A 12,405-nucleotide genomic window follows, 5' to 3' on the forward strand; every position below is an offset into this window, starting at 1 on the left:
GATGGAGCAGGGCGGTTTAACCCGCCACCAGCACCCGGATCGCTTCCAGTCGCAGCGCTGCCTTGTCGAGCATGGCCAGGCCTTGCTCGCGCTGTTTGCGCAGGGCAACCAGTTCGCTGTCGCGCACGGTCGGGTTGACTGCTTGCAGGGCGGTCAGGCGCGCCAGCTCTTCGTCGGTGTCCGCTGCCAGACGGCGGCGGGCCTCGGCCACGCGCTCGGCGTGACGCGGAGTGACCTTGTCTTCACCAGCGTTGATCCGCGGCGTCAGCTGATCGCGCTGGGCCTGAATGAACTTGTTGGCGCTGGCGCGCGGTACGCTTTCCAGTTGATCGTTCAGGGTCTCGAAGGCCACGCGCGACGACAGGTCGTTGCCGTTGGCATCGAGCAGGCAGCGCAGGGCGGCCGGCGGCAGGTAACGGCCCAGTTGCAGCGAACGCGGAGCCACCACTTCGCTGACGTACAGCAGTTCCAGCAAGACGGTGCCCGGCTTCAACGCCTTGTTCTTGATCAGCGCGACAGCTGTGTTGCCCATCGAACCGGACAGCACCAGATCCATGCCACCCTGCACCATCGGGTGTTCCCAGGTGATGAACTGCATGTCTTCGCGCGACAGCGCCTGGTTGCGGTCGTAGGTGATGGTCACGCCTTCGTCGTCGCCCAGCGGGAAACTGGCGTCGAGCATCTTCTCGCTCGGCTTGAGGATCAGGGCGTTTTCCGAATGGTCTTCGCTGTCGATGCCGAACGCGTCGAACAGGGTTTCCATGTAGATCGGCAGGGCGAACTGGTCGTCCTGTTCCAGAATTGCCTCGACCAGTGCTTCACCTTCGCCGGCGCCACCGGAGTTCAGCTCCAGCAGGCGGTCGCGACCGGTGTGCAGCTCGGCTTCCAGACGCTCGCGCTCGGTGCGCGCTTCGTCGATCAGCGCTTGCCACTCGCCGTCGTCGGCTTCTTCGAGCAGCGGCAGCAGGCGCGGGCCGAACTGGTGCTGCAAGGCGTTGCCGGTCGGGCAGGTGTTGAGGAACGCGTTCAGCGCTTCGTGATACCACTGGAACAGACGCTCTTGCGGGCTGGTTTCCAGGTACGGGACGTGCAGTTCGATGATGTGCTTCTGGCCGATCCGGTCCAGACGACCGATGCGCTGTTCCAGCAGGTCCGGATGGGACGGCAGATCGAACAACACCAGGTGATGAGCGAACTGGAAGTTGCGACCTTCACTGCCGATTTCCGAGCAGATCAGCACCTGCGCGCCGAACTCTTCATCGGCGAAGTAGGCGGCAGCGCGGTCACGCTCGAGGATGTTCATGCCTTCATGGAACACCGTGGCCGGGATGCCGGAGCGCACGCGCAGCGCGTCTTCCAGGTCCATCGCGGTTTCGGCGTGGGCGCAGATCACCAGCACTTTGGTGCGCTTGAGCATTTTCAGCTGGTCGATCAGCCACTCGACACGCGGGTCGAATTTCCACCAGCGTTCTTCTTCGCTGGCGTCCGGCTGGGACTGGAAGCTGACTTCCGGGTACAGCTCGGCGTGATCGCCCAGTGGCAGTTCGAGGTATTCGTCCGGGCACGGCAACGGGTACGGGTGCAGCTTGCGCTCCGGGAAGCCCTGCACGGCGGCGCGGGTGTTGCGAAACAGCACGCGGCCTGTGCCGTGACGGTCGAGCAGTTCACGCACGAGGCGGGCGCTGGCTTCGCTGTCGCCATCGTTGACGGCGGTGAGCAGGGCTTCGCCTTCGTTGCCGAGGAAGCCGTGGATGGTCTTGTGCGCTTCGGCCGAGAGACGGCCCTTGTCCAGCAGCTCCTGAACGGCTTCGGCCACCGGGCGATAGTTTTCGCTTTCGGCGCGGAAGGCGGCCAGGTCATGGAAGCGGTTGGGGTCGAGCAGGCGCAGACGGGCGAAGTGGCTGTCCTGGCCCAGTTGTTCCGGGGTGGCGGTGAGCAGCAGCACGCCCGGGATGGTTTCAGCCAGTTGTTCGACCAGCGAGTATTCCGGGCTGACCTTGTCTTCGTGCCACACCAGGTGGTGCGCTTCGTCGACCACCATCAGATCCCAGCCGGCGGCGAACAGCGCGTCCTGGGCCTTTTCGTCTTCAACCAGCCATTCCAGCGCCACCAGGGCCAGCTGGGTGTCTTCGAACGGGTTGGAGGCATCGCTTTCGATGAAGCGTTCTTCGTCGAACAGCGCGACCTGCAGGTTGAAGCGGCGGCGCATTTCCACCAGCCATTGGTGCTGGAGGTTTTCCGGCACCAGGATCAGCACGCGATTGGCACGGCCGGAAAGCAATTGGCGATGGATTACCAGACCGGCTTCGATGGTCTTGCCCAGACCCACTTCGTCCGCCAGCAATACGCGCGGCGCGATGCGGTCGGCGACTTCACGGGCAATGTGCAACTGGTGGGCGATGGGTTGCGCGCGCACGCCGCCAAGGCCCCAGAGCGCGGATTGCAACTGGCGGCTGGTGTGTTCCAGGGTGTGGTAGCGCAGGGAGAACCACGCCAGCGGGTCGATCTGGCCGGCGAACAGACGGTCGCTGGCCAGGCGGAACTGGATGAAGTTCGACAGCTGGGTTTCCGGCAGGGTGACAGCTTCGTTCTCGGCATTCAGACCGTGATAGACGAGCAGGCCATCGGCATCCTCGACTTCGCGCACGGTCATCTTCCAGCCTTCGAAGTGGGTGATGGAGTCGCCCGGCGAGAATCGCACGCGGGTCAGGGGCGCATTCCTTAGCGCGTACTGGCGGGTTTCGCCAGTGGCCGGGTAAAGCACGGTCAACAAGCGGCCGTCCTGTGCCAGAACGGTGCCTAAACCAAGCTCTGCTTCGCTGTCACTGATCCAGCGTTGCCCCGGTTGATACTGCTGCGCCATGCTGCCTGACTCCCACCTTGAAAAAGCGGGCTATCTTAACGGAATGAGGCCCTGAGGCCAAAGGATTAGGCGTCGCGTGCGGCTATTAAATGCCGACGGCCAACGGAAGGAAGATTAGGTCATGTGTCGGTTTCACGAGCGCTGGCGGCACGAATGAGTGCCAACCCGGTCACAAGTTTTCGACCGATGGCTCAAGGCCCCGATGCCGCAGCCGATAGCCTGCTGACAGGAGACCCTTCATATGTTGCCACCGATGCTCCCCCTGAGCGCCGTGCCGATCACATCCCAACAGGACCCGATCCGCCAGCGGCCGGATATTCCCCCGGTGGTACCGGTGCAGGAAAGCTCCAACGAAAGCACCATCGACCTGCAAAAGCGCGATCCGGAAGAGGACGGTTACCTGCTGCGCGAAGAGCAGCGCCGCCAGCAGGAGCGTGATCGTCGCCGCCGTGAAACCGACGACGACCCCGAAGCGCACCTCGCCGTTCCTGGCACCGAACTCAATGCCGACAACACCGTACCGGTGGTGCCGCTGATGGAAGACCAGCCGCGTCAGGGCCTGTGGGTCGACATCGAGATCTGAGGCTGGGCGGCCAACTCAGCCAGATTCGTCAGCAATACTTCGATTTCTTCTTCGGTATTCAGATAGCTCACCGACACCCGCGCAATGTTCACCAGCCCACGCGCCTGCATGTCCAGCGGCGTGTAGGCCACGCCATTGGCGCCGATGTTGATTCGCCGCTCGGCCAACGTCTGCTTCAGCGCCACACTGTCCCAGCCTTCAAGCGTGAAGGCGATCAGCCCGGATTGTTGATTGGCCGCTCCGAGATCCCGCAGCGTCAGGCCGGGAATCGCCCTCAGGCGTTGGCGCAATCCACTGCTCAGTTGTTCGATGCGCCGGCGGACGGGGATCGCGCCGAGGCGGTTGTACTCTTCCAGCGCGTTGGCCATCCCGGCCAGCAGCGCCAGCGACACTTCACTGGTTTCAAAGCGACGGGCGTCGTCGCGCAGGGTAAAGCGCTTGCCATCCCATGGCGCCGACAGTACATCGCGTTGCACGGGGAGCAACCGTTGCAGGAATTGCGGCCGAATGTACATCAACGCCGTGCCGCGCGGCCCGCGCAGGAACTTGCGCCCGGCACCCTTCAGCACGTCGCACTGCAAGACCTGGACATCGCAGGGCAACTGCCCCAGCGCCTGACCGGCGTCAATGAAATAAGGGATGCCGTGACGCCGCGCCACGCGGCCGATCTGCGCGGCGGGGTTGATCAGACCACCGTTGGCCGGTAGCCAGGTCAGGGCGATCAGCCGCACCTGGCCGTCGATCATCTGCGCCAGGGCTTGCGGGTCGACTGCACCGTGGGCGTCACAAGGAATCACTTCGAGCCGCGCGCCGGCCTTCACCGCTTCGGCCATGCACGCCAGATTGCCGGCCCATTCATGGCGTCCGACCAGAATCCGTTCGCCGGGCTGCCACGGCCCCAGTGCGTTGAACGCCTGACTCCAGGCCGCCGAGCCGCTGCTGGCAAAGGCGATGTCCTCGGGCTGGGCATTGAGCAGGGTGGCTGCGGCTGCTCGTGCGCGTTCCTGCACTTGAATGTCGGCCATCTCCATCGGCCCGCCGAGCGCTTCGCGTTGCAACTGTTCGATCACCGCGTCGAGAGTGGCCTGGCTCGGCAAGGAAGCGCCGGCGTGGTTGAAGTGGATCAACTGAGCGCAGCCAGGTGTGGCGGTGCGCAGACGCAGGATGTCGTCGATGTTCACGGCTTGAGCTCGAAGATCGCGTCGATTTCCACCGCAACGCCGGCCGGCAGGCTCGACACGCCGACCGCGGTGCGCACGTGCCGGCCCTTGTCGCCGAGGGCTTTGACCAGCAGATTCGAGGCGCCGTTGGCGACGACGCCCTGAGCCTTGAAGTCCGGTGTGGCGGCCACGAACACCCCGAGGCGCAGGATGCGCACCAGTTTCGACAGGTCATCGCCCAGCGCATGGCTCAACTGGGCGAGCAGTCCCAGGGCAGCCAGTTCAGCGGCTTTAACTCCTTCTTCATCGGAGATTGCTTCGCCCAGTCGCCCAATGAAGGCAGGTTGGCCGTCGAGCAATGGAATCTGCCCGGAGATGAACAGCTGATTTTGACTGACCACATGGTTGACGTAGTTGGCGATCGGCTGGCTCGGTTCGGACAGGCGCAGGCCGAGTTGTTGAACGCGTTGGCTGAGGGAATCGGTCATGGGAAGTCCTCCTGAGTGAGGGCTTCAGCATGTTGGCGCGAGCGAAGGGCGACAAACGGATAGATTTAATCCGACGCATCCAAAAAACTCATGCGTTCGCGGTGTCCTCCAGCCATTGGCAGAAACATTGCGCTGCCGGCGTGAGCGGTCGTTGCGGGGTGACCAGCCAATAACCGATCTCGCCGACCATTGGCGGCGTGTCGAAGGCCGGCACCAAGGCGCCTTCCTTGAAACGCCGTTCGATCATTCGTTCACGGCCCATGGCAATGCCCTGGCCGGCAACGGCCGCTTCGACGACGATGTTGTAGTCATGCAGCATGACGCTGGGCACATGAGCCAGATCGATGCCGCTGTGTTGCTGCCAGTCCATCCATTCGAACGGCTGATGCGACTTGGCCATCAGCAACGGCCCGTTGTTCACGCCCTTGGCCTTGAAGGCCGGGCTGCACACTGGCGTCAGGGTTTCGCCCATGAACCGGCGGGCCTCGACTTTCGCCCAACCACCCTTGCCGTAGCGGATCGCCAGATCCACCTCGCCAGCGTCGACATCGGCCAGTTGCACGGCGGGCAGCAGCTCGACATGGATGTTCGGGTATTTCGCGTTGAAATCCGCCAGACGCGGTGCCAGCCACAGGGTGGCGAAGGAGGCGAGCAGACCGATGCGCAGGGTGGTGGGGCGCTCGCCGCGCAGTTCGTGGGTGGCGGCGGCAATCGCGGCAAGGGCCGGTTCGATCTGTCGGTAGTATTGTTCGCCGGCCGGCGTCAGATCGATCGCCCGGGTGCGGCGCACGAACAGTCGCTGATCGAGGAATTCTTCAAGTTTGTGCACCTGATGGCTGATCGCGCTTTGGGTCACCGACAGCTCATCGGCAGCCTTGATGAAGCTCAAATGGCGGGCCACGGCCTCAAAGGCGCGCAAGGCCATCAGCGGTGGCAGATCCTGATGCAGGGGCACGGCGCAGATCCTTCGGGTTCAGGGCGAGGCGCCGATTGTGCGGGCAAATCCGGTGGGCGGTACATGAATTGTTGTAGAGCGTTCAGGTCAGTGGCTGGTCAGCGCCTGCGCCAGGCCGCATTATTGGCGCAGTCCTGTCGGTGTTCCGGCAGTTGTGATTCAGTCCAAGCGATGCACCGAACGCCATGAGCCAAGACGACAAACTGATCGACCTCAGCACCGAACGCGCCAAGCGGGTTCACGACCTCAACGAAAAACGCCTGAATGAAGTGCGCAAGGCATTCGAACAGGCCATGCCGTTGGGAAAACCGAAGAAAAAGTCGAAAAACAAACCGAAAAAGCGCTGATCTCCCTCTGCATCCGTTGATGCAGGTCAGTTATTTCCCTTTCTTTCCTCCGCACCTTGACCGGCATTGATCCCGGTCAATTTCTGCGCCTGCCCGATTGGTTAACTTGGCTCCATCGCAGCAAAGCAGGGGCCAGGAGGTCAGTCATGTTTTTCGATAACGTGGTGTTTGCCGGGGTTCTGACGGTGGGGCTCATGGTTCTGTTTTTTGCAGGGTTTGGATTTTTTATCTGGAAGGATGCGAACAAGCGCAAGAAGCCTTGATTCTTCCGGGTTTGATGAGCACGCAAGGCATTTTGGGCAACTTCGGTTGCCCTTTTTTTTGTGTCTTGGCGGCCTTTGGGCCGACCATGCTTTGGGTTGTTTTGGGTGAATATCCGTTGCTTCGGGTGCTGCCGCTGGCGGTTCCGCCCTTACGGCGGCTCACTTTTTCAAACGCCAAAAAGTAAGCAAAAGGCTTGGCCCCTGCGTTCGGCACCTCGCTTTGGCTCGGCGTTCCTTCGTTCCGGGATTCATCCGGGGCATCGCCTACGGTTTGCTTCGCTGCACCTCCTCTCGATGCATGCGGCTTCGCCGCACGGTCGCTGCGCTCCCACCCCCGGATCAATCCCTCCACTCAGCCTTCCGATGGGGCCGGCACGTCAAGAGCGGTACTCGAGCTAACGCTCATCGTGTTGAGTGGTGAGGAGCGGAAAGCGGACTGCTTTTGCTTTGATCGTTCCCACGCTCTGCGTGGGAATGCAGCCCTGGACGCTCCGCGTTCCATTTCTGAAGGCAACAAAAAAGGCGTGATCCTTTCGAATCACGCCTTTTTCTTTACAACGGTCTATCAGCTACCCAGTGCCTTCGACGCCAGCCAGAACAGGCCGGCCGACAGGGCCACGGTGGCTGGCAGGGTCAGGACCCAGGCCAGCAGGATGGTTTTCACCGTGCCGCCTTGCAGGCCGCTTTTGTTGGCGACCATGGTGCCGGCCACGCCCGAGGACAGAACGTGGGTGGTGGACACCGGCAGGCTGAAGATGTTGGCCAGGCCGATCATGCTCGCTGCGGTGATCTGCGCCGACATGCCCTGGGCATAGGTCATGCCTTGCTTGCCGATTTTCTCGCCGATGGTCAGGACCACGCGTTTCCAGCCGATCATGGTGCCCAGACCCAGGGCCAGGGCAACCGCCAGAATCACCCAGAACGGGGCGTATTCGGTCGTGGTGGTCAGGTCTTTGCGCAGCTTGTCCAGGTCAGCCTTTTCACGAGCCTCAAGGCCCGGGAGTTTGGCCACTTTCTTCGCGGTATCGTCCAGGCAGAGCAGGTAGCGGCGCACTTCGATGCGGCTCTCCGCCGGCAGCGAGTGGTAATCCGATACACCTTTGAGCGTGTGGAGCAGGGCGGAAATGGTCGGTTCGGTCTGCTGCGGGTTGCAGCGGAATTTTTCCGGCAGGTCGCCTTCGACACTTTTGCCCAGGGCCAGGAATTCGCCGAGGGTGGCGGCGTTGCGCTGGTAGAACTGGCTCAGGTGCAGGGTCGCATCGCGAGTACGTTCGATCTGATAGGTGGTGCTGTTCAGGTCGAGCACGAACTGCGCAGGCACGATACCGATCAGGACCAGCATGATCAGGCCGATGCCTTTCTGACCATCGTTGGAGCCGTGTACGAAGCTCATGGCCATGGCGGACATCACCAGGACCAGGCGATTCCAGAAAGGTGGATGCTTCTTGTCGTCGATCTTGCGGCGCTGTTCTGGAGTCTTGTGCATTTTCGACAGCGGACGCCACCATTTCAGGCCGATCAGCACCAGTGCGGCCACCAGGAAGCCAGCCATTGGCGAGAACACCAGCGAAGCACCGATATCGATCGCTTTCTGCCAGTTCACGCCATCACCCAGCGGAATGTCGTTGATCAGGGCATTGGCCAGGCCGACACCGAGGATCGAACCGATCAGGGTGTGGGAGCTGGAGGCCGGGATACCGAAGTACCACGTGCCCAGGTTCCAGGCGATGGCGGCGGCGAGCAGCGAGAACACCATTGCCAGACCATGGCCGGTGTTCACGTTGATCAACAGTTCTACCGGCAGCAGGTGGACAATGGCGTAAGCCACGCCGACGCCACCCAGCAATACGCCGAGGAAGTTGAACACGCCCGAGAAGAACACCGCCAGGTGAGGCGGCATCGCTTTGGTGTAGATAACAGTGGCTACCGCGTTAGCGGTGTCATGAAATCCATTGATGAACTCGAAGGCGAGGACAAATGTCAGGGCGAGCAGGAGGCTCACAAGCACCCAGGCATCCAGTCCGCTGAATAAATCGATCATGAAGGTTTTCTGACCCGGTCATAAGGGGGCGCGATTATGCCAGAAAAGACTGGAAATCGATCCCCTACCTGCTCATCGGTAACATTCTTCAACGAATTAATTTGTATCAGGGCGCATTACCCGAGCTTTTCGCGGGGTTTTACAAGGTATTGATTCAATTGATAAAAATGCGAAGCACCGGCTTCTTGGCCGGTGTGCGGGAGGGTGCAGAAGCTTGTATGAAATATCTGAGAAACGTGCCTGACATGCTCCAAACCTGTGCAATACAGGGGAGTTGGCCGCTGCCCGCGGGTAGCGGGCGCGCAAGGCATCGTCAGCCCACCGTGCTTGTAACCCGGTGAGTACGTTTACCCTCGAAAGATGCAAAGGACGGCGTCAAGGCTCTTCGGCTTTGAGTTCCTCTTCCATTTTTTTCAGTTCTTGCTGGAAGACCTGATCCTGAACGGTAGGGCGTTTACGCCAGGCTTTGCGTTCCGGTTCGGGCTGGGCGGCGTAGGTGGTGACTTCCCCGCCGTAAACTTCCTTGTAACGTTGTTCCTGGCGCTCAAGTTCCGCGCGCAGTTCGTCTTTCGTCACAGTGCTACCTGTATGAGTTGAGATAAATGTCTGGTGAAACGCACTGCAACGAATCGATTGAACCGGTTCGCCAACTGGCTGCTGCCAAGGCTGGCGGCAGTGTAATCGGCAGGAGGATCAAGACTTCCATGTTACAGGCGGCTACGGCACCAGATTAAAACTGACGCAGCATCAGTTTCCTGTTTCAGCGAGCGCGCTGGCGGTGCATGGGTGATGGTCATCAGGCGCTGGCCGGGGCCGAAGGCAATGGACATTGCTTCGGCAAATGGCGTCGACGGCAAATAAAAGTACGGCGCCACTGAGATGCATTATAGCGGCCGAATCGGGATTGACTATCTTTGCCAAGTTAAAAACGGTTCCGGATGTGTGATTGTTTTGTGACTCGCAACTTTTACCGGTAGTTGCATCGTGGTTGCCGGGTGTTGTGTTTCTGGCGCCATTTAGCCGAACAACTAAGAGGGCAGGCGCATGAAAGATAGCGAGTTGAAAACTGCGTCAAGCCGCTTCCGTTCTGAGCCAAACGAGGGTTTGCGATTATCGGTCGATGGTTCGATAATCGCCCAATGTTGGCGATCTGCTGCTTGTGCATTTACTCGCGAGCCGCTTGTATAGCCGTCGATCCGTACAGGAAAAGGACCTGACATGAACGATCAAATGCGCAATTCCTTTACATCGGTGGCGCCACCGATCGTTGCCTCTGCGGCCAAACGTATCGAGGCCATGACCGGCGATCCGGATTTCATGACCTCCCTGGCCCGTGGGCTGGCGGTGGTGCAGGCCTTTCAGGAACGCAAGCGTCATCTGACCATCGCCCAGATCAGCCACCGTACGGAAATCCCTCGCGCCGCCGTGCGCCGTTGCCTGCATACCCTGATCAAACTCGGTTACGCCACCACCGACGGTCGTACTTATTCGTTGCTGCCCAAAGTGCTGACCCTCGGTCATGCCTATCTCTCTTCGACGCCGCTTGCAGTCTCCGCACAGCCGTACCTCGACCGCATGAGCGAACAACTGCACGAGGCCTGCAACATGGCTACGCTGGAGGGTGACGACATTCTTTACATCGCCCGTTCGGCCACCACCCAGCGCCTGATTTCGGTGGATCTGTCAGTGGGCGGACGTTTGCCGGCGTACTGCACGTCCATGGGCCGGATCCTGCTGGCGGCACTGGACGACACGTCGCTGCGCGAATACCTCGACCATGCCGAACTGGTGGCCAAGACCAGCCGTACGCTGCACACCCCCGAGTCCTTGCTCAAGTGTCTGCAGGAAGTGCGGCAGCAAGGCTGGTGCATCGTCGATCAGGAACTCGAACAAGGCCTGCGTTCGATTGCGGTGCCGGTGTACGACGCCTCCGGCCAGGTGGTGGCGGCGCTCAACGTCAGCACTCACGCCGGCCGCGTCAGCCGTACCGAGCTGGAACAGCGCTTTCTGCCGAGCTTGTTGAGTGCCAGCCGTGACCTCAGTGCGCAGTTGTTCACCTGATGAAGCTGTTCGATAAACGCACAGAGTTGCGTTTATCGAATTGACGCTAAAACCCCCGGATCATTAATGTCGCGGCAGCGTCATCCGGCGCTGTTGTGAATGAGCCCGCCGGATCGTCGACTCCCATAATAATGACAAGAGGCAACTTCCCATGCGCACGTTCCCCGACTGTCGCTGCTCCTGTTCCTGTTGCCGGTTTTAGCGCAACGCCTGATTCCCTCCTTATATGCTTGTGTCCGTGCCTGTCTTTGGCCGGCCGCTGTTCGACTGCGTTTTTTGCGTGGAAATAAAAATAATGAACCAGCCTCAGTCCGCTGTAGGTAACTGCCTCGACGTGCAGTCCTTCATCAATGCCCAACCGATCTCGCGCTATCAGTGGCGGGTGGTGATTCTGTGTTTCCTGATTGTCTTTCTCGATGGCCTCGACACGGCGGCCATGGGATTCATCGCGCCGGCCCTGTCCCAGGACTGGGGCATCGACCGCGCCAGCCTCGGTCCGGTGATGAGCGCCGCGCTGATCGGCATGGTTTTCGGTGCGCTGGGTTCCGGTCCGCTGGCTGACCGCTTCGGGCGAAAAGTCGTACTGGTCGGCGCGGTATTTCTGTTCGGTGCCTTCAGCCTGGCGTCGGCCTACGCCACCAACGTCGAGCAACTGCTGGTGCTGCGCTTCCTCACCGGTCTGGGGCTGGGTGCCGGCATGCCGAACGCCACCACGCTGCTGTCGGAATACACCCCGGAGCGCAAGAAATCGCTTCTGGTGACCAGCATGTTCTGTGGCTTCAACCTGGGCATGGCCGGCGGTGGATTCATCTCGGCCAAGCTGATTCCGGCGTTCGGCTGGCACAGCCTGTTGCTGATCGGCGGGATTTTGCCGCTGATCCTCGCTGTGGTGTTGCTGGTCTGGCTGCCGGAATCGGCGCGTTATCTGGTGGTGCGTAATCGTGGCACGGACAAAGTCCGCAAAACCCTTGCGCCGATCGACCCGGTCACCGTCGCCCAGGCAGCGAGTTTCAGCGTGCCGGAACAGAAAACCGTCAAGGCACGCAACGTGTTCGCGGTGATTTTCTCCGGAACCTACAGCGTCGGTACGTTGCTGTTGTGGCTGACCTATTTCATGGGCCTTGTCATCGTTTACCTGCTGACCAGCTGGCTGCCGACCCTGATGCGCGACAGCGGCGCGAGCATGGAGCAGGCGGCGTTTATCGGCGCGTTGTTCCAGTTCGGCGGGGTGCTGAGTGCGGTCGGCGTGGGTTGGGCGATGGACCGGTTCAATCCGCACAAGGTCATCGGCATTTTCTACCTGCTGGCCGGGGTGTTTGCCTACGCGGTCGGGCAGAGCCTGGGCAACATCACGTTGCTGGCGACGCTGGTGCTGGTGGCGGGCATGTGTGTCAACGGTGCGCAATCGGCGATGCCGTCGCTGGCGGCGCGTTTTTATCCGACTCAGGGGCGGGCCACCGGTGTGTCGTGGATGCTCGGGATTGGCCGCTTCGGTGCGATTCTCGGGGCGTGGATGGGCGCGACCCTGCTGGGCCTGGGCTGGAATTTCGAGCAAGTGCTGACGGCGCTGGTGATTCCGGCGGGCCTGGCCACGGCAGCGGTGGTGATCAAGGGCCTGGTCAGTCATGCGGATGCGACTTGAGT

The 12,405-nt window shown here is 61.2% G+C and carries 11 protein-coding genes; 5 read left to right on the forward strand and 6 right to left on the reverse strand.

The features are described 5' to 3' along the window. Positions 1–16: 16 nt before the first annotated feature. A complete protein-coding gene (gene rapA, locus C6Y56_RS06355) occupies positions 17–2,863 on the reverse strand; it encodes an RNA polymerase-associated protein RapA (RefSeq protein WP_169429171.1) in 2,847 nt (948 codons plus the stop codon). 241 nt (positions 2,864–3,104) lie between these two features. On the opposite strand from rapA, the gene C6Y56_RS06360 reads away from it, so the two are divergent. Next, complete coding sequence (locus tag C6Y56_RS06360; protein WP_169429172.1) at positions 3,105–3,446, forward strand: aspartate-semialdehyde dehydrogenase; 342 nt, start codon at positions 3,105–3,107, stop codon at positions 3,444–3,446. On the opposite strand, the gene C6Y56_RS06365 is transcribed toward C6Y56_RS06360, so the two are convergent. The 3 genes from C6Y56_RS06365 to C6Y56_RS06375 all read right to left on the reverse strand — a co-directional run bounded on the left by C6Y56_RS06365 (position 3,416) and on the right by C6Y56_RS06375 (position 6,049). Beyond that, positions 3,416–4,627: an aminotransferase class V-fold PLP-dependent enzyme gene (locus C6Y56_RS06365; RefSeq protein ID WP_169429173.1), complete on the reverse strand. Its 1,212-nt coding sequence runs from the start codon at positions 4,625–4,627 to the stop codon at positions 3,416–3,418. The genes C6Y56_RS06360 and C6Y56_RS06365 overlap by 31 nt on opposite strands. Further along, a complete protein-coding gene (locus C6Y56_RS06370; RefSeq protein WP_169429174.1) occupies positions 4,624–5,094 on the reverse strand; it encodes a RidA family protein in 471 nt (156 codons plus the stop codon). The genes C6Y56_RS06365 and C6Y56_RS06370 overlap by 4 nt, the downstream gene beginning before the upstream one ends. An 88-nt stretch (positions 5,095–5,182) precedes the next feature. Further along, complete coding sequence (locus C6Y56_RS06375; protein WP_169429175.1) at positions 5,183–6,049, reverse strand: LysR substrate-binding domain-containing protein; 867 nt, start codon at positions 6,047–6,049, stop codon at positions 5,183–5,185. A 185-nt stretch (positions 6,050–6,234) separates the two neighbouring features. Here C6Y56_RS06375 and C6Y56_RS06380 point away from each other — a divergent pair, with 185 nt between their 5' ends. Together C6Y56_RS06380 and ccoM are read left to right on the forward strand one after the other, a co-directional pair. Further along, a complete protein-coding gene (locus tag C6Y56_RS06380) occupies positions 6,235–6,396 on the forward strand; it encodes a hypothetical protein (protein ID WP_167443762.1) in 162 nt (53 codons plus the stop codon). 146 nt (positions 6,397–6,542) lie between these two features. Next, positions 6,543–6,659, forward strand: coding sequence for a cytochrome c oxidase subunit CcoM (gene ccoM / locus C6Y56_RS29360; protein ID WP_007959205.1), 117 nt, complete (start codon positions 6,543–6,545; stop codon positions 6,657–6,659). A gap of 565 nt (positions 6,660–7,224) precedes the next feature. On the opposite strand, the gene C6Y56_RS06385 is transcribed toward ccoM, so the two are convergent. Together C6Y56_RS06385 and C6Y56_RS06390 are read right to left on the reverse strand one after the other, a co-directional pair. Continuing rightward, positions 7,225–8,700 carry an inorganic phosphate transporter gene (locus tag C6Y56_RS06385; protein WP_085712967.1) on the reverse strand — a complete coding sequence of 492 codons (1,476 nt, stop codon included), beginning with the start codon at positions 8,698–8,700 and terminating at the stop codon, positions 7,225–7,227. 375 nt (positions 8,701–9,075) lie between these two features. Next, complete coding sequence (locus C6Y56_RS06390) at positions 9,076–9,276, reverse strand: hypothetical protein (RefSeq protein ID WP_007957826.1); 201 nt, start codon at positions 9,274–9,276, stop codon at positions 9,076–9,078. Between the two features lie 642 nt (positions 9,277–9,918). Between C6Y56_RS06390 and pcaR the strand changes: the two genes are divergently transcribed. Together pcaR and C6Y56_RS06400 are read left to right on the forward strand one after the other, a co-directional pair. Continuing rightward, entirely contained in the window at positions 9,919–10,761 is an 843-nt protein-coding gene (gene pcaR / locus C6Y56_RS06395; protein WP_169429176.1) for a pca regulon transcriptional regulator PcaR, read from the forward strand. A gap of 295 nt (positions 10,762–11,056) precedes the next feature. Continuing rightward, on the forward strand, positions 11,057–12,403 hold the full coding sequence (locus tag C6Y56_RS06400; protein ID WP_169429177.1) for an MFS transporter: 1,347 nt from the start codon (positions 11,057–11,059) through the stop codon (positions 12,401–12,403). Positions 12,404–12,405: the final 2 nt, after the last annotated feature.

The organism is Pseudomonas fluorescens (genome assembly GCF_012974785.1).
GTDB lineage: Bacteria > Pseudomonadota > Gammaproteobacteria > Pseudomonadales > Pseudomonadaceae > Aquipseudomonas > Aquipseudomonas fluorescens_BT.